This is a genomic window from Bradyrhizobium guangdongense (genome assembly GCF_006483445.1).
Taxonomy (GTDB): Bacteria; Pseudomonadota; Alphaproteobacteria; order Rhizobiales; family Xanthobacteraceae; genus Bradyrhizobium; species Bradyrhizobium guangdongense_A.
Genome location: NZ_PPPT01000008.1, coordinates 1 through 18090 on the forward strand (window position 1 = coordinate 1; position 18090 = coordinate 18090).

Consider the following 18090-nt stretch of genomic DNA (forward strand, 5'->3'; position numbering starts at 1 on the left):
CCGTACGCACTGCCGGCCCAGCGCCAGCGCGATCAGGCCGAGCGAGCCGACGATGACGCGCCACCAGGCGAACACCGCAAAGCCGTGGCGCGTGACGTAGCCTAGGAACGTCTTCACCACGATGATCGCGGTGATGAACGACACCACGAATCCTATCGCGATGATGCCCATGTGATCGGTCGTCATCTCCGCCCGGTTTTTGTAGAAGTCGTAGGCGAAGGCGCCGATCATGGTGGGGATCGCGAGGAAGAACGAGAACTCCGCCGCGGCGCGCTTGTCCGCACCGAGCAGCATGGCGGCCACGATGCTCGCGCCCGAGCGCGACACACCCGGGATCATCGCCAGGCACTGAGCGATACCGATCAGCAGATAGGTCATCAGCGGAAAGCGCGTGGCGTCATGCTCGCGCGGCTTGAGATCCAGCTGGTCGACCCAGAGCAGGATGGCGCCGCCGACGATCAGCGTGAAGCACACCACCCACGGATTGAACAGCATGGTCTTGATGTATTTGCCGGCGATGAGGCCGACGATGACGGCGGGCAGGAACGCAACGAGCACGCCGATCACGAAGCGGCGCGCATAGGCATCGCCCGAGAACATGCCGATCGCAACGTCCCACAATTTCCTGAAGTAGAGGCCGACGATGGCGAGGATCGCACCGAGCTGAATCAGGACCGTGAAGGAATCCCAGAACGCGCCCTCGCCGAGATGGAAGAAGCGTTCCGCAAGCAACAGATGTCCCGTCGAGGACACCGGCAGGAACTCGGTCACACCCTCGATAATGCCGAGGATCACTGCCCGTATTGCATCTGACATATTTACGGTCCATTTCGGCTGGAAAAGCGGGGTTCTTCTCGCCTATTCGTCCCCCAGCCGCAATCGCTAAATGCGAAAACACGCCTTGCCTCGCGGTTTTGGAGGACTAGTGTGGCGCCGAATAACCATTGATGGATTCTTAAGCATCCTCGCAATAGTCAAAGGCTGCATGTTCACGCTGTTTCACCACCCGTTCTGCCCGCACTCGCGCTTCATACGCCTGATCATCGGCGAGTACGGGCTCGACCTGAAACTGGTGGAAGAGCGGCCCTGGGAGCGTCGCGAGGCGTTTCTTGCGCTCAATCCGGCCGCGACCACGCCGGTCCTGGTGGTCGAGGGACACCCGCCGATCCCCGGCGCGGGCGTGATCGCCGAATTTCTCGACGAGGTCTATGGCGCCGAGATGGGCGCCAAGCGACTGATGCCGGAAACGACCGCCGAGCGCATCGAGGTGCGCCGCCTGATGGCCTGGTTCAACGAAAAGTTCTTCGAGGAAGCGTCGCATCCCCTGGTCACCGAGCGCATCTACAAGCGCTTCATGAGCGAGGACAATGGCGGCGGCCCGCCCTCGCCCGACGTGATGCGCGCGGCAAAATCCAATGTGCGCTATCATCTGGCCTATATCGGCTGGCTGGAGCAGACGCGAAACTTCCTCACCGGCGACCGGATCACCTACGCGGACCTCGCCGCCGCGGCGCATCTTTCGGCGATCGACTATCTGGGCGACGTGCCATGGAGCGAGGACGCAGCGGCAAAGGCGTGGTACGCACGGGTGAAATCCCGTCCGTCGTTCCGCCCGCTGCTGAGCGAATGGCTGGCCGGCGTGCCGGCGTCGCGGACCTATGTGGACCTGGATTTCTGAGCTCCGATCCTTCTGAACTGAAGGCAGCGCTGACGCGCGAAGCGCGCTCGCTCGGCTTTGACGCGATCGGCATCACCGAGCCGGGAGCGATCGAGAGCGCCGGCCAGTATTTTCGCGAGTTCATCGCCGCGGGCGGACATGGCGACATGGACTGGCTCGCGACGCAGCCGGAGCGTCGCATCGATCCGCGCGGGCTGTGGCCGGACGTTCGCTCGATCATCATGCTGGGCGTGAACTACGGGCCTGATCACGATCCGCTCGAGATCCTGAAGCAGCGCGCGCGCGCGGCGATCTCGGTCTATGCGCAGGGCGATGATTATCACGACCTCATCAAGAAGCGTCTGAAGGCACTGGCGCGCTGGCTGGTTGCGACCGCGCCTTGTGAAGTGAAAGTGTTCGTCGATACCGCGGCCGTGATGGAGAAGCCGCTCGCGCATGCCGCGCATCTCGGTTGGCAGGGCAAGCACACCAACCTCGTGTCGCGCGAATTCGGCTCCTGGCTGTTCCTCGGCGCGATCTACACCACGCTCGATCTGCCGCGCGACGACGCCGAGATCGATCATTGCGGCTCCTGCCGCGCCTGCCTCGACATCTGCCCGACGGCGGCGTTTCCGGCGCCCTACAAGCTCGATGCGCGGCGCTGCATCTCGTACCTCACCATCGAGAACAAGGGGCCGATCCCGCACGAGTTTCGCAAAAGCATCGGCAATCGCATCTATGGCTGCGACGATTGCCTTGCCGCGTGCCCGTGGAACAAGTTTGCGAAAGAGGGACGCGAAGCAAAGCTTGCCGCGCGTGATGAATTGCGCGCACCTGATCTTGCCGAGCTCGCGCGACTTGATGATGCGGCGTTTCGCGCGCTGTTCACGAAGTCGCCGGTGAAGCGCATCGGCCGTGACCGCTTCTTGCGCAATGTGCTGATTGCGATCGGCAACTCGGGGGATGTCGGGTTGGCCGAAGAGGCACGGCGGCTGCTGGGCGATGCGAGTCCGCTGGTGCGTAGCGCGGCGGTGTGGGCGCTGGCGCAGTTGCTGTCGCGCGATGAGTTTGCGGCAATGAAGGCGACAGCACTCGCTGGAGAGTCGGACGACGGCGTGCGTGAGGAGTGGCGCGCCGCTTCCTAACTCTCGCTGTCATGCGAAGCGCACTCTTGATTTCCCCGCACGATCCTTCAAGGTCGCGCGCCATGACAAACATGCCTTTCTTCACCCGCGACGGCGATACATTCCATCCGACGGAAGCCGCCAACGGTCCGTGGGACCCAAAATCGCTGCATGGCCGCGTCATCATCGGTCTGCTCGGCTTTGCCATCGAGGAGCGCCATTCGGGCCCCGAGTTCGTGCCGGCGCGGCTGACCGTCGACATGTTCCGGCTGCCGACCATCGACAAGCCGATCGAAGTGACGACGCGGCTGGTGCGCGACGGTTTGCGCATCCGCGTGGTGGAGGCCGAATTTCTGTCCGGCGGCGTCAGCATGGCCCGCGCCTCCTGCCAGCTTCTGCGCCGGACGCAGAATCCTGACGGCAATGTCTGGTCGCCGCCGAACTGGGATGTTCCGAAACCATCCGACATTCCAAAGCCGACCGATCCGCGGCTCGGCATGCACGGCAAATGGACGACGCGGCCGATCGTCGGTCACATGGGTTCGCTCGGTCCGCGGCGCCTGTGGATGAGCGAGGTGCGCGAGCTGGTCGAGGGCGTGACGATGACGCCGTTCGTCCATGTCGCCACCGGCGCCGATTTTGCGAGCCCGTTTGCCAATGCCGGCGACAAGGGGCTCGGCTACATCAACAGCGACGTGACGATCTATCTGCACCGCCTGCCGGTGACGAACTGGATCGGCTTTGACGTCGTGAACCATCACGCCACCGAAGGCGTCGCGATCGGCGAATGCTGGCTCTATGACGAGCAGGGTCCGATCGGGACGGCGACGGTGGCGGCGCTCGCGCAGCGCAAGCCGATGGCGCCTCCGGCGAAGACGTAGGCGATTTCTCTCCGCTTCGTCATTCCGGGGCGCGCCACTTGGCGCGAGCCCGGAATCCATTTAACCGCAGACTCTGAGGCCCGATGGATTCCGGGCTCGCGACTTCGTCGCGCCCCGGAATGACGGGTGGAGAGAGGCTACACCAGATGCCTTTGCATCTCCGGCCGCGCCTTCAGCGCGGCGCCCTGCTTGGCGACGATCTTTGCGATGCGCTCAGGTGCAAAATTCAAATCAACGAAGGCCGGCGCCGTGTTGGCGACCTCGTGATAGCTGGCGATCTTGCCGTCGCGCATCTTCATGATCGCGACTCCTTCGAACATCGCGCGTGCGCCCTTGGCTTCCGGCAGCGTCGAACGATAGCTGAACGTGTAGCGCGCGTAGAGTGTGGTGCCGTCGGATACGGGATCATGCATCACCCAACGAAAATCGGTCGCCGTGCGATAGAACCACTCGTCGATCATCTCGGCGATCTTTTCGCGGCCTGCGAAGGCGCCATAGAACACGTCGTGATAGACGCCGTCCTCGGTGAACAGCTCAGCAAAGGCCTTGCCGTTGCGGCTCTCGACCGCATCGCAGAAGGCGCGGAGCATGGCGGTGATGGTGCTCATCGGCGTTTTCTCCCACTCTCTTCTTTCCTCACCCGATCTCCGCTACCGCCGCAAGAATACGTGCGATGTCTTGCGGGCGCGACAGGCGGTGGTCGCCGTCCTGGATCATGGTCAGCACGACGTCGTCGGCCGGCAGCCGATGCGTCAGCGCGAAGGCGTGCTGCCAGGGCACATCGGGATCTTTCGCTCCTTGCAGAATGCGCACGGGGCAGCCGACGTCGATGGCGCTGCCGAGCAGGAGATGGTTGCGGCCCTCCTCGATCAGGTTCTTGGTGATCGGATAGGGCGAGCCATCGCCGTAGTCCGACGGCCGGAGCCACAGCCCCTTGGTCTCGATCTCCTTCTTCACCTCGGCTGGAAACTTCTTCCACATCAGCTCTTCGGTGAAGTCAGGCGCGGGCGCGATCAGCACGAGACCCGCCAGCGACGCCTTGCTAGATCCCTGGCCGGATCGCTTCCGGATCTCGCGCGCGAGCAGCAGCGCCATCCAGCCGCCCATGGAGGAACCGATCAGAACCTGCGGCCCCTCACAGAACCGTTCGAACACGGCGACACTTTCCTCGAGCCAGCGGCCGATCGTCCCGTCGGCGAAATCGCCGCTGGATTCGCCGTGGCCGGAATAGTCGAACCGGACGCAGGCACGGCCGTGGTCCCGCGCCCATTCGTCCAGCGCCAGCGCCTTGGTGCCCTGCATGTCCGACTTGAACCCGCCCAGCCAGACCAGACCCGGGCCTTTTCCGGCGCGGGGGCGGACCGCGATCCTGCGGGCAGATGGGCCTGCACCCAATTCGATGAAGGCCGGGACGTCGTCGGGTGAAGCGGTCATGGAACGTTTACTCTGGCTGTGCGGTTGGAGCCGTCCGGTCGGCCGGCCGCCCGGCATTGTCCCTCAGGGACGCTTGCAGAACAGGACCAAGGTGTCTATGTCGAGCGGCGTGTCGATGGGCGTGACCAAAATGCCTCGCATTTGAGGGTTTTCGCTTGCCTCAGGCGCGACTTGCTTGCCCGCAAACGCATCTTCCTTCAAAATAGCCGCTTCGTTCACAACTTTGGAGAACCACCCATTCGCCGTCCTAATAAAGCTCCGCCCGCTGCCAGCAAAGACGGGCCGCGCATCAATGATGATATTCGCAATGCGCAGATCCAGTTGATCGATCAGACCGGTGACAACAAGGGCACGGTCGAGACGATGATGGCCATCAAGATGGCCCAGGAAGCCGGCATGGATCTGGTCGAGATCTCGCCAAATGTCAGTCCTCCCGTCTGCAAGATCATGGACTACGGGAAGTACAAGTATTCCGCCCAGAAGAAGGCCGCTGAAGCCCGCAAGCGGCAGAAGATCGTCGAGATCAAGGAGATCAAGCTCCGCCCGATGATCGACGATCACGATTACGACGTGAAGATGCGCGCGATGCAGCGCTTTTTCGAAGAGGGCGACAAGGTCAAGATCACGCTGCGCTACCGCGGCCGTGAAATGGCGCACCAGGAAATCGGCACGAAGCTCCTGGACAAGATCAAGAACGACGTCGCCGAACTCGCCAAGGTCGAGCAGGACGCACGATTCGAAGGACGCCAGGTCGTGATGGTGCTGGCGCCGCGTTAAGGCCCGGCACAAGGTCAGGATTTCAACGGCCCGTCAGGCGATCTGGCGGGCCGTTTTGTTTGGTCAGGTTCGCGACGCCTGCCAGGTTCCGCTACAGCGGTCGCCCTGAATAATGCCGCGCCACGAGCCGGCGCCGGCGGTGCCGGCCAGCCGGCCGCCGCCGCTGGCATGGGATGCTCCGACCGAAACCTGCACGGCGACGGCGCCGCCGCTATTGACCGTGCCCGAAACCCGGCCGCCGCCGGCGGACGAGACACGGCTGCCGGTTACCGTGAAGGGAACTGAGTAACCCGAGCTGCAATTGCCGCGGGTGGTGGCGAAAGTGACGTTCCAGACACCGTTATAGCCTCCGACCCGGGCGTCGGCAGCGGTCGGGACAGCAGCGGCGAGAACGGAAAACAGCGCCAGATGGCGCAAGCGGGGCAACACAAGCGACGCGAAATGGGGCATGGGACCTGCTCTCGAATAGAACGGGGTTGCAATACCGGATAGTCGGCGAGCCCATTTAAGCGGTTCATCGTTGCCAATTGCCTTCCGCTCTGCCATAAGCCCAGCCTTCATCGCCCGGCTGATTTAAGGGCTGCCGTGGCGGTGTCCGTGCGGGTTTCGCGCTTGTTCGCTGAAACCTGAGCACAATCAACGCTCTAACGAGCATTTTTGACGGCCAGCCGCCTTCGCGGGCGGTATCCTGTTGTGGCCATTAGGAGAGCCAAATGCCCAAGCTGAAGACCAAATCGGGCGCTAAAAAGCGCTTCAAGGTGACTGCCACCGGCAAAGTGATGCACGCCCAGCGCGGCAAGCGTCACGGCATGATCAAGCGGACCAAGAAGCAGATCCGCCAGCTCCGCGGCACCCGCGTGCTGTTCAAGACCGACGGCGACAACGTCAAGAAGTACTTCTTGCCGAACGCCTGATCGCGTCGACGATCACTGCCAACCGTGCCGCGCTTGCCGCGGCAATCCGAAAACCAAAGTCATCTCTGAAGGAATTTTGTCATGTCTCGCGTCAAACGCGGTGTGACCGCCCACGCCAAGCACAAGAAAGTCTACAAGGCCGCCAAGGGTTTCTATGGCCGCCGCAAGAACACCATCCGCGCCGCCAAGCCGGCCGTCGAGAAGGCCCAGCAGTACGCCTTCCGCGATCGCAAGCGCAAGAAGCGCACCTTCCGCGCGCTCTGGATCCAGCGCCTCAACGCCGCCGTCCGTCCGTTCGGCCTGACCTACAGCCGATTTATCGACGGCCTGGCCAAGTCCGGCATCACCGTGGACCGCAAGGTGCTCTCCGATCTCGCGATCAACGAGCCCGCGTCGTTCCAGGCGATCGCCGAGAAGGCCAAGGCCGCTCTGGCGGCGTAAGCCGACCGGCGCTGTTTCAAGTCGTCATGGCCTGAACAAGCGCGAAGCCTGTCTTCGCGCCAAATCTCCTTAGGTCATTCGCGTCTTCTCTCGCGCAAAACTCTAAGTCGTGGATGCCCGGCGAAGCGTCGCGCTTTTGTGCCGGGCATGAACGGGCTAGGAGCAGCGGCTTAGCATCCTAGCCAAAAGGGATTGCTATGACCGATCTTGCCAACCTCGAAACTCAGATCCTCTCGGATATCGCTGCCGCAGCCGATGAAGCAGCGCTCGAAGCCGTGCGCGTCGCCGCGCTCGGCAAGAAGGGCTCGATCTCCGCGCTGCTTGCAACGCTCGGCAAAATGTCGCCGGACGAACGCAAGACGCAGGGCGCGGCGATCAACCTGGCCAAGGACAAGGTCACGCAGGCACTCACCGCGCGGCGCGATGTCCTGAAGTCGGCCGCGCTCGACGCGCGGCTGGCCTCCGAGACCATCGACGTCACCTTGCCGGTGCGCGATCCGCAAGCCGAGGCCGGCCGCATCCATCCGCTGAGCCAGGTCTGGGACGAGCTCACCACCATTTTCGCCGACATGGGCTTTTCGGTCGCCGAAGGCCCTGACGTCGAGACCGACGACTACAACTTCACAAAGCTGAACTTCCCCGAAGGCCATCCCGCGCGCGAGATGCACGACACCTTCTTCTTCCATCCGAAGGAGGACGGCTCGCGCATGCTGCTGCGTACCCACACCTCGCCGGTGCAGGTGCGCACCATGCTGAGCCAGAAGCCGCCGATCCGCGTGATCTGCCCGGGCCGCACCTATCGCATCGATTCGGACGCGACCCACACGCCGCAATTCCACCAGGTCGAAGGCCTGGTGATCGACAAGCACTCGCATCTCGGCCACCTCAAATGGATTTTGCACGAGTTCTGCAAGGCGTTCTTCGAGGTCGACCACATCAACATGCGCTTCCGTCCGTCGTTCTTCCCGTTCACCGAGCCGTCGCTGGAAGTCGATATCCAGTGCCGCCGCGACAAGGGCGAGATCCGCTTCGGCGAGGGCGAGGATTGGCTGGAGATTCTCGGCTGCGGCATGGTGCATCCAAACGTGCTGCGCGCCTGCGGCATCGATCCCGATGAGTACCAGGGCTTTGCCTGGGGCATGGGCATCGACCGCATCGCGATGCTGAAATACGGCATGAGCGATCTGCGCCAGCTCTTCGACGGTGACGTCCGCTGGCTCAACCATTACGGCTTCAAGCCGCTCGAAGTGCCGACGCTTGCAGGGGGGCTGAGCTCGTGAAATTCACCCTTTCCTGGCTGAAGGATCATCTCGACACCGACGAGCCGGTTGAAAAGCTCGCCGACAAGCTCACCATGATCGGGCTCGAGGTCGAGAACATCGAGGACAAGGCGAAGGCGCTGAAGCCGTTCACCATCGCGAAGGTGATCTCCGCCGAGCAGCATCCCAACGCCGATCGGCTGCGCGTCTGCATGGTCGACACCGGTGACGGTGGCGCGCCGGTGCAGGTCGTGTGCGGCGCGCCGAATGCGCGCACCGGGCTCGTGAGCGTGTTCTCGCCCCCGGGCACCTACATTCCCGGCAAGGACATCACGCTCGGGGTCGGCACCATCCGCGGCGTCGAAAGCCGCGGCATGCTGTGCTCGGCGGCTGAGCTGCAGATCTCCAACGACCATGACGGCATCATGGAATTGCCGGCGGACGCACCGATCGGCGCCGGCTATGCCGAATGGGCGGGCCTCGGCGATCCCATGTTCGAGATCAACCTGACGCCGAACCGGCAGGATTGCACCGGCGTGCACGGCATCGCGCGCGACCTCGCGGCTGCCGACATGGGCAAGTTCAAGGATCCGACCATCAAGGCCGTGAAGGGCGAATTCCCCTGCCCGGTCAAGGTGACGGTCGAGGACACCACGCTGTGTCCGGGATTCGCGCTGCGCCTCGTGCGCGGCGTGAAGAACGGGCCGTCGCCGGAATGGCTGCAGAAGCGGCTCACCGCGATCGGGCTGCGCCCGATCAACGCGCTGGTCGATATCACCAACTTCATGACCTATGACCGTGCGCGCCCGCTGCACGTGTTCGACGCCAAGAAGGTGAAGGGCAATCTCGTCGTGCGCCGCGCACGCGAAGGCGAGAGCCTGCTTGCGCTCGACGGCCGCACCTACAACCTCGATCCCTCGATCTGCGTCATCGCGGATGACCACGCCGTGGAGTCGCTCGCCGGCATCATGGGCGGCGAGGCCTCGGGCTGCGACGAAGGCACCACCGACGTGCTGATCGAATCGGCGCTATGGAACGAAATCAACATCGCGCAGACCGGGCGCAAGCTCGGCATCAATTCGGATGCGCGCTATCGCTTCGAGCGCGGCGTCGATCCGGCCTTCATGGTACCCGGCCTCGAGCTTGCGACAAAGCTCGTGATTGATATGTGCGGCGGCACGCCGTCGGAAACCTTTGTCACCGGCAAGACCTTCGGCGACGACCGCATCATCGAATTCCCGATCACCGAGGTGAAGCGGCTGTCCGGCATCGACGTGCCGCTGCCGGAGATGAAGCGCATCCTCACCCATCTCGGCTTCATGATGGCGGGTCCGGGCCCGGTGGTGAAGGTCGCGGTGCCCTCCTGGCGCTCGGACGCACACGGCAAGGCCGATATCGTCGAGGAGATCGTCCGCATCTTCGGCGTCGACAAGGTGCCGGAGACGCCGTTCGAACGTGGCGACGACGCCCGCAAGCCGGTGTTAACGCCGCTGCAACTCCGTACCCGCCGCGCGCGGCGCGCGCTGGCGAGCCGCGGCATGGTCGAGGCCGTGACATGGTCGTTCATCGCAAAGCCCGCGGCCGAATTGTTCGGCGGGGGGCAGCGCGAGCTCGAAGTCGCGAACCCGATCGCGGCCGACCTCTCCGACATGCGTCCGACACTGCTGGCGGGCCTGATCGCGGCGGCGCAGGCCAATGCCGATCGCGGCTTTGGCGACGTTGCGCTGTTCGAAGTCGGGCAGGTGTTCAAGGGCGATCGTCCGCAGGATCAGTTCATGGCCGCATCAGGCGTTCGCCGCGGCTTTGCATCGTCGGAAGGCTTGGGACGGCACTGGACCGGCGCTACGGCCGCGAATGCGCTCGACGCCAAGGCTGACGCGCTCGCGGTGCTGGCTGCGGCCGGCGCGCCGATGCAGGCGCTCCAGATCGTACCGGGCGGCGCAAAGTGGATGCATCCGGGGCGTTCCGGCACGATCCAGATCGGTCCGCAGAACGTGCTCGGCTATTTTGGCGAGATGCATCCGCGCGCGCTCGAGGCGCTCGGCGCCGACGGCCCGGTGATGGCGTTCGAGGTGATCCTCGATCGCATCCCTGAAGCCAAGAAGAAGCCGACCCGTGCAAAACCCGCGATCGAGCTGTCGGCGTTCCAGCCGGTGTCGCGCGATTTTGCCTTCATCGTCGACCGCGGCGTCAAGTCCGGCGACATCGTGCGCACGGCGCAGAGCGTGGACAAGAAGCTGATCACCGGCGTCAACGTGTTCGACGTCTATGAAGGCAAAGGCATCGACGACGGCAAGAAGTCGATCGCAATTGCCGTGACGATCCAACCGCGCGAGAAGACGCTGACCGACCAAGAGATCGAGGCCGTGGCCGCAAAGATCGTGGCCGAGGTGACGAAGAAGACCGGCGGCACGCTGAGAGCATGATGCCGAAAAGTGTGAAGCGGTTTTCGAACAACATCATGCTCCAAAGACATAGAGCATGAGTCTGGCGGATTTCCTCCCAAAGGACGTCAGCCTCACCATTGCGATGGCGATCTGCACCATCGCCTTCGTCTCGGGTACCGCGCGCGGCTTTTCCGGCTTTGGCTCGGCGCTGATCTTCATGCCCTTGGCGAGCAGCGTCGCGGCGCCGCGTCTCGTGGCCGCGCTGCTCCTCGTCATCGATTTTGTCGCAGCAGCGCCGCTGCTCCCCGACGCATGGCGAAAGGCTGACCGCAAGGCCACCGCCGTGATCGTGCTGGGGGCACTGATCGGCGTGCCCATCGGCACTTATTTCCTGAGCGTGCTCGATCCCGTCACGACTCGCTGGATCATTTCGTGTTTCGTCGCGGCGTTGCTGGCGCTGTTGCTGTCAGGCTGGCGCTATCGCGGCAAGGATCATGCATGGCTGTCGGTCGGCATCGGCGGCCTCTCCGGCTTCTGCAGCGGGCTGGCCCAGACCGGCGGCCCGCCGATCGTCGGCTACTGGCTCGGCCGCCCCATCGCAACGACGGTGGCGCGCGCCAACATCTTGCTGTTCTTCGGCGCGTCGGACTTCTTCTCCATGGTCAGCTACGCGACCACTGGCCTCATCACGCGCGACTCATTGCTCCTGTCGATTGTCGTCGGCCCGGTCTATGCGGCAGGCGTCGCCTTCGGCGCCTCGCTGTTCGGTCGCGCCAGCGAAGCGGTGTTTCGCAACATCTGCTACGGGTTGATTGCGTTGGCAGTGATCTTCGGACTTCCGGCGCTGGACGGGATTTTGCGTTAATCCATCCGCCGTCGTCCTGGCGAAAGCCAGGACGACGACTGAATGTGTGTCGCCCAAATCCCCCTATATCCGCGGCTGCGTCTGCCGGCGCCGCTTGGTCGACTGCGTCGGCAAATCCGCGGGCTCGTCCTTTAGCGCACCGATGCGGCGCAGCGCAGCTTCCGCGGCGCGCTCGCCGCTCTCCCAGGCACCGTCGACCGTGCCCCACAGCGTCTCGTGCGTTGCTTCGCCAGCGAGATACAGGCAGCCGATCGGCTCGGTTAGGATTTTTCGCGAGAGCTGTCCGCCCGGGGCTGAGGCCGACATCGCGCCCATGACGAAGGGCGATGCGTTCCAGCGTGTCGCGGCTATCTTCTTGATCCCTGCGGTCGCTTCGCTGCCGAATAGCTTTGTCAGCCATTCCTTCGCGAACGCCGCCATGGCCTGCTCGCCCTGCGCGGAGAGATCGCGGCCGAAGGAGCCGCCGACATCGATCGAGCACAGCGAGGAGCCGCCGATATTGGCGTAGAGCAGTGCCGTGCGGGTCGAGTTGCTCTGCTCGATGAGGATGTCGTCGCGCGCGAGCCCGAGCGGATTGCCGGGCAGTTGCAGCACGATGTGATCGTAGCTGCCGAGCCCGAGTTTCGACGCCGCATCCAGCGTCCGCTTCGGGATGTCGGGCGCGAACTTGATCGCACCCGACATCAGCACATTGGTCGAGACCGTGATGATGGCGGTGCGCGCCGCGATCTTGCCGGCCGGCGTCTCGACGCTGACGTCGCGATTGCTCCAGACGATGCGGCTTGCCGGCGTCGACAACGCGACCGGCGCCTGCTCGCCGAGCTTCGTGATCAGAGTGCCCAGGCCCTGTCGGCAGGCGATCGCCGAATTGCGGTCCTGCGCGCGTGCCTTGTCGATGGCCGAAAATTCCTTCAGATCCTTGCCGGCAAAGCTTGCGCCGAGCACGAACTCGGCCGTGCCGGCCCAATCCCCGAGATCTTTTGGCAGCGCGGACGCAGCTGATACGTCGAGCTTGCCGCGCGCGGCTTCATCGATGCCGCGATTGGCACGCACCAGCGCGGCCAGAAACTCCTCGGTCTCGCTGGGGCGTGCATTGCGGCGGCCGATCCGCATCTTCTGCCCGCTCGGCGCCGGCAACACGTCGAGCCCGACGCCGCGCGCCAGCTTGATCATCGGATTGGTCTCTGGATTGTGCATCCAGCGCGCGCCGCGATCAAATGCCACATCGAAAGTACTGGTATCGGTGATGCAGCGTCCACCGATCTGCGCGGCAGCCTCGACCACCACGACCTTGCGGTTCGCCGCCATCACACGCCGCGCTGCAGCGATGCCGGCGGCACCGGCCCCGATCACGACAACGTCAACCTCGCGCGGCAAGGGCGCAGCTGCAGCGCCCCAAATCGGCGCTGCGGCAAAAGCCGCTGACGCAGATAGGAAGCTGCGGCGCGTGATTGTCATGTCATGGTTTCCGGGGACTTGAAACGAACGGGAACAGCTAGCGAACCTTGCCGCATCTGATGCAACACGGCAACCATCATGGTGAATCAATCATGCTTGACCCGAACAAGCGATGAACCAAATTGCAACGCGTTTCGACCATGATAGAGAAGGGAAAAAAGCAGCCGGAAAAGGCTGTGGGGGGAGTTCGGTGCTATGGGGACGGTCCTAGATTCAGTCGGCAAGCTGATTGCCCACTACCTCTCGAAGGAGGTACCGGGCTATGAGCCGTTCACGCCCAGCGATCCGGAACATCTGCGCGGCGTGATCCAGCCCGGCGACGTGCTGCTGGTCGAGGGTAACAACCGCATCTCCGGCATCATCAAATATCTGACGCAGTCCACCTGGTCGCATGCTGCACTCTATGTCGGGCCGGTCGAGGGCGCGGAAGAGCCCGACGGCGAACCGCATGTCCTGATCGAGGCCAATATCGGCGAAGGCGTCACCTCGGCGCCGCTGTCGAAATATTTCCCGTATCACACCCGCCTCTGCCGCCCCGTCGGCCTGTCCTATGAGGACCGTCACACGGTCTGCCGCTACGCCATCAACCGCATCGGCTTCGGCTACGACACCAAGAACATCCTGGACCTGATGCGCTTCCTGTTCCCGCTACCGGTGCCGCAACGCTGGCGGCGCCGGATGATCGCGCTCGGCTCCGGCGATCCCACAAAAATCATCTGTTCGGCGCTGATCGCGCAGGCCTTCGATGCCGTGCGCTATCCGATCCTGCCCAAGATCACCAAGGCCGGCTCACGGCGCGCCCGCAAAGAAATCCTGCACATCCGCGATTCCTCGCTCTACATGCCCCGCGACTTCGACATCTCGCCCTATTTCGAAGTCGTCAAACCCACCATCGTGCACGGCTTCGACTACACATCGCTGCACTGGGCCGACAAGCAAAAGCCGCTCGAGGAGGTAGCGGGCTCGTTCGGTGTGTTTCCAGAAGCGATCGGTTCGCCGCCGCTTGTTCCTGAAGCGGCTGACGAAGAGGCGGAAATTCCGACTGCGGAAGTGAGCCGCAGCGACGAAGCGCCTGGCGAAGCAGCCATGGTCAAGCGCGCTCCGCTGCTGAAGCGGCTTGCGGCATATCGTCCCCGTCGTCGCGGCCGGGCACGCGAGTTCGCGGCCTAGACGCCAATCTCCTACCAAGCACTGCCTGCTCCAGAGCATTGCCTGCGTCGCACCCCGGTGCAACACTCCCTGCAAAACAACAGGGAGGCGCATCATGTCCGAAGCCGATACCGTGCTGATCGAGCGCGACGGTCCGGTCACCATCATCTCCATCAATCGTCCGCATTGCCGGAACGCCGTTGACGGCGCGACGGCGCGCAGGCTGTACGACGCTTTTCTTGCCTTCGACGCCGACAATGACGCATCGGTCGCAGTGTTCACCGGCACCAACGGACATTTTTGTGCCGGCGCGGATCTCAAAGCGGTGGCCAAGGGCGATCGCGAAAAGATGCGCGAGATCGGTGGGCACAACACCATCGCGCCGATGGGCCCGAGCCGGCTTCGGCTATCCAAGCCGGTGATCGCCGCGGTCGAAGGCTATGCGGTCGCCGGCGGCATGGAGCTTGCGCTATTCGCCGACATGCGCGTGGTCGCGGAAGACGCCACCTTCGGCATCTTCTGCCGCCGTTTTGGCGTGCCGCTGATCGACCTCGGCACCATCCGCCTGCCGCGCCTGATCGGCCATTCGCAAGCGATGGATCTGATTCTCACGGGACGCCCGGTCGGCGGCTCGGAGGCGCTGCGCATGGGGCTCGCCAATCGCTTGGTGCCGAAGGGCGACGCACGCGCCGCCGCGATTCAGCTCGCAAACGAGATCGCGCGCTTCCCGCAGACCTGCCTGCGCGCCGACCGGCTGTCGGCGCTGAGGCAATGGGACCTTGTCGAGGAGGACGCCATCGCCAATGAGATGCGCGGCGGCCTCAACGTGATCGGCTCAGGCGAAACGCTCGCTGGCGCGACGCGCTTTGCCTCCGGCGTGGGACGGCACGGCACGTTCGGCAGCGACGAGCGGAGGGATTGACGACTGCGGCGCGGCGCAGGGTCAGTTCATGGCGGGGTTTGCGGCTGAATTCTGGGCTGGATCAAGGTGATCGACCTGGTCCAGCGCAAGCAGCAGCGACGCAACGCGGTTCGCAGATGACGCCCATTCGGCCAAGCCGGCGTAGTTGTCCGTGAACCAGTTGAAAGCGGACTGCACGACGACGAATGCAGCAGCCGCCTGCACCACCTCCCCAAGCGTCATCTCATTGGCGAGATATTTGGGGGTACAGAGCAGCAGGCCGATCACCGGGGTGATCAGAACGCTCGAATAGGTCACCACCGTCATTCGCATCAACTGCCACATATAGATGCGCCAGATGGAGATCACCGCCTTCAGGGCCGACCCGATCACGTGGGGCGCATCCTTCGTATCGTCGGTGGCCAGCAATCCCTCACCGCTCTCGCGCAAATGCGTTCCGATCGACCGCAACTCGGCTTCCATGCGCTTGTTTTCCTCGATGACACGCGTCACGTGGCGGGCGATCAGGAGGATGGCGGAGGCCAGCAGTGCCGAATAGACGATCACCGCAATGACGAGGTAGCCGGGGATCTTCAGGACGACGCCGCTGACATCGACGACAAGACCACCGCCCACCGTCCAGAGAATTCCGATGAATGTCACGGCATTGAGCAGCGACGTGACCAGGCCGACCACGAGATCAATCGGCCGATCGGTCGCGATCTTGGCGTCTTCGGCGATGCGATATTCGGGCGTATCATAATCGCCGACCACGGCCTTGAGCCGGACATAGCGATCGTTGCCCAGCCAATAGCCGTAGAGATGAGCACTCAACCACGCGCGCCAGCTGCGCTGCATGGTCATGCGGCCCCAGACCGAGAAAACCATCAGCGCGAGACTGGCCGCAGCCAGTGGCAAAAACCGCATGGCTTGCCGCCACAGCTCGGCGCTGTCCCGACGCCCGATCGCATCGAAGAAGTCGCGATTCCAGAAGTTCAGCCCGTATTGCGTCAGCAATTGCAGGAGCACGGTCGCGAGCAGCAGGACCACGAGCAGCCACGCCCGCCACGCCGACGGCCCTTTCCAGAATCCTGATGCGCTCTGCCAGAAGCGGGCGAGAAGCCGTCTCTCGTCTGGGGCAAGGCGGGGCTTGGTCAGCATGTCGAATTCGGTCGGCCACGCGATGATACCGGGCGCCACGCCCGGCCGAATAAGCGTATCGCGTAACCTATGGGCCCGGGGACGACCCCGGATTGACCTGAGTCAATCCGACGGTCGCTCATCGCGGCGAGCCATGCTGGCAGATCGCAAGGATCGGCGGAGCCTCGCCGGGAGGGCGGCCTACACCCCCGCCATCATCACGTATTTGATCTCGACATACTCTTCCATGCCGTGATGCGAGCCCTCGCGGCCGAGTCCGGATTCTTTCACGCCGCCGAACGGCGCGACCTCGGTCGTGATCAGGCCGGTGTTGACGCCGACCATGCCCGACTCCAGCGCCTCGGCCACGCGCCAGACGCGGCCGAGATCGCGGGAATAGAAATAGGAGGCAAGACCGAACGGCGAGGCGTTGCACATCGAAATCACCTCGGCCTCGTCCTTGAAGCGGAACACCGGCGCGAGCGGGCCGAAGGTTTCCTCATGCGCGACGAGCGCGTCCGGCCTGACATTGGCAAGCACAGTCGGCTCGAAGAAACTGCCGCCGAGTGCATGGCGCTTGCCGCCAGTGACGATTTTTGCACCGCCCTTCACGGCGTCAGCAATGTGCTTCTCGACCTTGTCGATGGCTTCCATGTTGATGAGGGGGCCCTGCACCACACCGGCTTCGGTGCCGTCGCCGATCTTCATCGCCGCGACCTTCTTCGAGAGCTTCTCCACGAACTCGTCGTAGATCTTGTCCTGGGCGTAGATGCGGTTGGCGCAGACGCAGGTCTGGCCCATGTTGCGATATTTCGAGACGATGGCGCCTTCGACCGCGGCGTCGATATCGGCGTCGTCGAACACCACGAAGGGCGCATTGCCGCCGAGCTCGAGCCCGAGCTTCTTCACACCGACAGCCGCCTGCTGATAGAGGATCTTGCCCACTTCGGTGGAGCCGGTGAAACCGACGAAGCGGACGGCGGGATGCTCGCACAGCACCTTGCCGATCGCCGACGAATTGCCGGTGAGGATGTTGAACACGCCCTTGGGCACGCCGGCCTTCTCCGCCAGCGCGACCAGCGCGAGCGCGGTCAGCGGCGTTTCATTGGCCGGCTTAAGCACCACCGTGCAGCCGGCGGCGAGCGCCGGCGAGACCTTGCGGGTGATCATCGAGCAGGGAAAGTTCCACGGCGTGATGGCACCGCAGACGCCGATCGGCTGCTTGATCGCAAGCAGGCGCGCGTCGGGACGCTGGGTCGGAATGGTCTCGCCATAGACGCGGCGGGCTTCTTCCGCGAAGAACTCGACATAGGCGCCGCCGATATCGACTTCGCCGAGCGCTTCGGCAAGCGGCTTGCCCTGCTCGGAGGTGAGGATCAGTGCCAAATCCTCGCGATTGGCGGCGATCAGCTCGAACCATTTGCGCAAGATGTTGGAGCGCTGCTTGGCGGTGAGCTTTGCCCAAGCCGGGAAAGCGCGCTCGGCGGCTTCGACCGCCTGCGTCGTCTCGGCCGTGCTCATGACCGGAATTTTCGCGAGCTCCACGCCATTCACCGGATTGGTCACCGGCCGCGACGGCGTGCCGACCCAGGCACCGTCGATATAGCAGGCCTCGCGCAACAGCGACGGGTCCTTGAGACGGTCGCGAAAGGAGGCCGATTGTGCAGCGCGTGCAGCGGCGGTCGGGGTCATGGCGTCACTCC

18 protein-coding genes are annotated in these 18090 nt (G+C 63.9%); 11 read left to right on the forward strand and 7 right to left on the reverse strand.

Translation table 11 applies throughout. The features are described from left to right. On the reverse strand, positions 1-816 hold an 816-nt coding region (locus C2U70_RS01250; RefSeq protein WP_140976050.1), incomplete at its 3' end, for an undecaprenyl-diphosphate phosphatase. 169 nt (positions 817-985) lie between these two features. Here C2U70_RS01250 and C2U70_RS01255 point away from each other — a divergent pair. From C2U70_RS01255 to C2U70_RS01265, 3 genes are all read left to right on the forward strand, one after another. Next, positions 986-1678 (forward strand): glutathione S-transferase family protein, encoded by a 693-nt coding sequence (locus tag C2U70_RS01255; RefSeq protein WP_140976051.1) that lies wholly within the window; start codon positions 986-988, stop codon positions 1676-1678. Next, a complete protein-coding gene (queG, locus tag C2U70_RS01260; protein WP_140976052.1) occupies positions 1627-2802 on the forward strand; it encodes a tRNA epoxyqueuosine(34) reductase QueG in 1176 nt (391 codons plus the stop codon). The genes C2U70_RS01255 and queG overlap by 52 nt, the downstream gene beginning before the upstream one ends. A 62-nt stretch (positions 2803-2864) precedes the next feature. After that, positions 2865-3662 carry an acyl-CoA thioesterase domain-containing protein gene (locus tag C2U70_RS01265; protein WP_140976053.1) on the forward strand — a complete coding sequence of 266 codons (798 nt, stop codon included), beginning with the start codon at positions 2865-2867 and terminating at the stop codon, positions 3660-3662. A gap of 137 nt (positions 3663-3799) precedes the next feature. On the opposite strand, the gene C2U70_RS01270 is transcribed toward C2U70_RS01265, so the two are convergent. Together C2U70_RS01270 and C2U70_RS01275 are read right to left on the reverse strand one after the other, a co-directional pair. Beyond that, positions 3800-4270 carry a nuclear transport factor 2 family protein gene (locus tag C2U70_RS01270; protein WP_140976054.1) on the reverse strand — a complete coding sequence of 157 codons (471 nt, stop codon included), beginning with the start codon at positions 4268-4270 and terminating at the stop codon, positions 3800-3802. 28 nt (positions 4271-4298) lie between these two features. Next, positions 4299-5096: an alpha/beta hydrolase gene (locus C2U70_RS01275; protein ID WP_140976055.1), complete on the reverse strand. Its 798-nt coding sequence runs from the start codon at positions 5094-5096 to the stop codon at positions 4299-4301. 237 nt (positions 5097-5333) lie between these two features. On the opposite strand from C2U70_RS01275, the gene infC reads away from it, so the two are divergent. Continuing rightward, entirely contained in the window at positions 5334-5873 is a 540-nt protein-coding gene (infC, locus tag C2U70_RS01280) for a translation initiation factor IF-3 (protein ID WP_140976083.1), read from the forward strand. Between the two features lie 63 nt (positions 5874-5936). Here infC and C2U70_RS01285 read toward each other — a convergent pair whose 3' ends face one another. Beyond that, entirely contained in the window at positions 5937-6323 is a 387-nt protein-coding gene (locus C2U70_RS01285; RefSeq protein WP_140976056.1) for a hypothetical protein, read from the reverse strand. 263 nt (positions 6324-6586) lie between these two features. Here C2U70_RS01285 and rpmI point away from each other — a divergent pair, with 263 nt between their 5' ends. The 5 genes from rpmI (at position 6587) to C2U70_RS01310 (ending at position 11739) form a co-directional block, all read left to right on the forward strand. Further along, positions 6587-6787 carry a 50S ribosomal protein L35 gene (gene rpmI / locus C2U70_RS01290; RefSeq protein ID WP_008539890.1) on the forward strand — a complete coding sequence of 67 codons (201 nt, stop codon included), beginning with the start codon at positions 6587-6589 and terminating at the stop codon, positions 6785-6787. A gap of 81 nt (positions 6788-6868) precedes the next feature. Further along, complete coding sequence (rplT, locus tag C2U70_RS01295) at positions 6869-7228, forward strand: 50S ribosomal protein L20 (protein ID WP_011083533.1); 360 nt, start codon at positions 6869-6871, stop codon at positions 7226-7228. 197 nt (positions 7229-7425) lie between these two features. After that, complete coding sequence (gene pheS, locus C2U70_RS01300) at positions 7426-8508, forward strand: phenylalanine--tRNA ligase subunit alpha (RefSeq protein ID WP_140976057.1); 1083 nt, start codon at positions 7426-7428, stop codon at positions 8506-8508. Further along, entirely contained in the window at positions 8505-10913 is a 2409-nt protein-coding gene (gene pheT / locus C2U70_RS01305) for a phenylalanine--tRNA ligase subunit beta (protein ID WP_140976058.1), read from the forward strand. Before pheS ends, pheT begins: the two co-directional genes overlap by 4 nt. Before the next feature lie 55 nt (positions 10914-10968). Next, positions 10969-11739: a sulfite exporter TauE/SafE family protein gene (locus tag C2U70_RS01310; protein WP_140976059.1), complete on the forward strand. Its 771-nt coding sequence runs from the start codon at positions 10969-10971 to the stop codon at positions 11737-11739. A gap of 63 nt (positions 11740-11802) precedes the next feature. Here C2U70_RS01310 and C2U70_RS01315 read toward each other — a convergent pair whose 3' ends face one another. Next, positions 11803-13197 (reverse strand): flavin monoamine oxidase family protein, encoded by a 1395-nt coding sequence (locus tag C2U70_RS01315; protein WP_140976060.1) that lies wholly within the window; start codon positions 13195-13197, stop codon positions 11803-11805. A 195-nt stretch (positions 13198-13392) separates the two neighbouring features. On the opposite strand from C2U70_RS01315, the gene C2U70_RS01320 reads away from it, so the two are divergent. Together C2U70_RS01320 and C2U70_RS01325 are read left to right on the forward strand one after the other, a co-directional pair. Then, on the forward strand, positions 13393-14367 hold the full coding sequence (locus tag C2U70_RS01320) for a YiiX/YebB-like N1pC/P60 family cysteine hydrolase (RefSeq protein WP_140976061.1): 975 nt from the start codon (positions 13393-13395) through the stop codon (positions 14365-14367). A gap of 94 nt (positions 14368-14461) precedes the next feature. Then, entirely contained in the window at positions 14462-15268 is an 807-nt protein-coding gene (locus tag C2U70_RS01325; protein ID WP_140976062.1) for a crotonase/enoyl-CoA hydratase family protein, read from the forward strand. A 21-nt stretch (positions 15269-15289) separates the two neighbouring features. Here the strand turns inward: C2U70_RS01325 and C2U70_RS01330 are convergent, their stop codons facing one another. Both C2U70_RS01330 and C2U70_RS01335 read right to left on the reverse strand, forming a co-directional pair. Further along, positions 15290-16408, reverse strand: a complete 1119-nt coding sequence (locus C2U70_RS01330; protein ID WP_140976063.1) for an SbmA/BacA-like family transporter — start codon at positions 16406-16408, stop codon at positions 15290-15292. Positions 16409-16588: 180 nt separating this feature from the next. Continuing rightward, a complete protein-coding gene (locus C2U70_RS01335) occupies positions 16589-18079 on the reverse strand; it encodes an NAD-dependent succinate-semialdehyde dehydrogenase (protein WP_140976064.1) in 1491 nt (496 codons plus the stop codon). Positions 18080-18090: the final 11 nt, after the last annotated feature.

Bases quoted from the DNA above. Each gene is read 5' to 3' on its own strand.
- C2U70_RS01255 (WP_140976051.1), top strand. From the start codon at position 986: ATGTTCACGCTGTTTCACCACCCGTTCTGCCCGCACTCGCGCTTCATA.
- queG (WP_140976052.1), top strand. From the start codon at position 1,627: ATGGCTGGCCGGCGTGCCGGCGTCGCGGACCTATGTGGACCTGGATTT.
- C2U70_RS01265 (WP_140976053.1), top strand. From the start codon at position 2,865: ATGACAAACATGCCTTTCTTCACCCGCGACGGCGATACATTCCATCCG.
- C2U70_RS01270 (WP_140976054.1), bottom strand. From the start codon at position 4,270: ATGAGCACCATCACCGCCATGCTCCGCGCCTTCTGCGATGCGGTCGAG.
- C2U70_RS01275 (WP_140976055.1), bottom strand. From the start codon at position 5,096: ATGACCGCTTCACCCGACGACGTCCCGGCCTTCATCGAATTGGGTGCA.
- C2U70_RS01285 (WP_140976056.1), bottom strand. From the start codon at position 6,323: ATGCCCCATTTCGCGTCGCTTGTGTTGCCCCGCTTGCGCCATCTGGCG.
- rpmI (WP_008539890.1), top strand. From the start codon at position 6,587: ATGCCCAAGCTGAAGACCAAATCGGGCGCTAAAAAGCGCTTCAAGGTG.
- rplT (WP_011083533.1), top strand. From the start codon at position 6,869: ATGTCTCGCGTCAAACGCGGTGTGACCGCCCACGCCAAGCACAAGAAA.
- pheS (WP_140976057.1), top strand. From the start codon at position 7,426: ATGACCGATCTTGCCAACCTCGAAACTCAGATCCTCTCGGATATCGCT.
- C2U70_RS01310 (WP_140976059.1), top strand. From the start codon at position 10,969: ATGAGTCTGGCGGATTTCCTCCCAAAGGACGTCAGCCTCACCATTGCG.
- C2U70_RS01315 (WP_140976060.1), bottom strand. From the start codon at position 13,197: ATGACAATCACGCGCCGCAGCTTCCTATCTGCGTCAGCGGCTTTTGCC.
- C2U70_RS01320 (WP_140976061.1), top strand. From the start codon at position 13,393: ATGGGGACGGTCCTAGATTCAGTCGGCAAGCTGATTGCCCACTACCTC.
- C2U70_RS01325 (WP_140976062.1), top strand. From the start codon at position 14,462: ATGTCCGAAGCCGATACCGTGCTGATCGAGCGCGACGGTCCGGTCACC.
- C2U70_RS01330 (WP_140976063.1), bottom strand. From the start codon at position 16,408: ATGCTGACCAAGCCCCGCCTTGCCCCAGACGAGAGACGGCTTCTCGCC.
- C2U70_RS01335 (WP_140976064.1), bottom strand. From the start codon at position 18,079: ATGACCCCGACCGCCGCTGCACGCGCTGCACAATCGGCCTCCTTTCGC.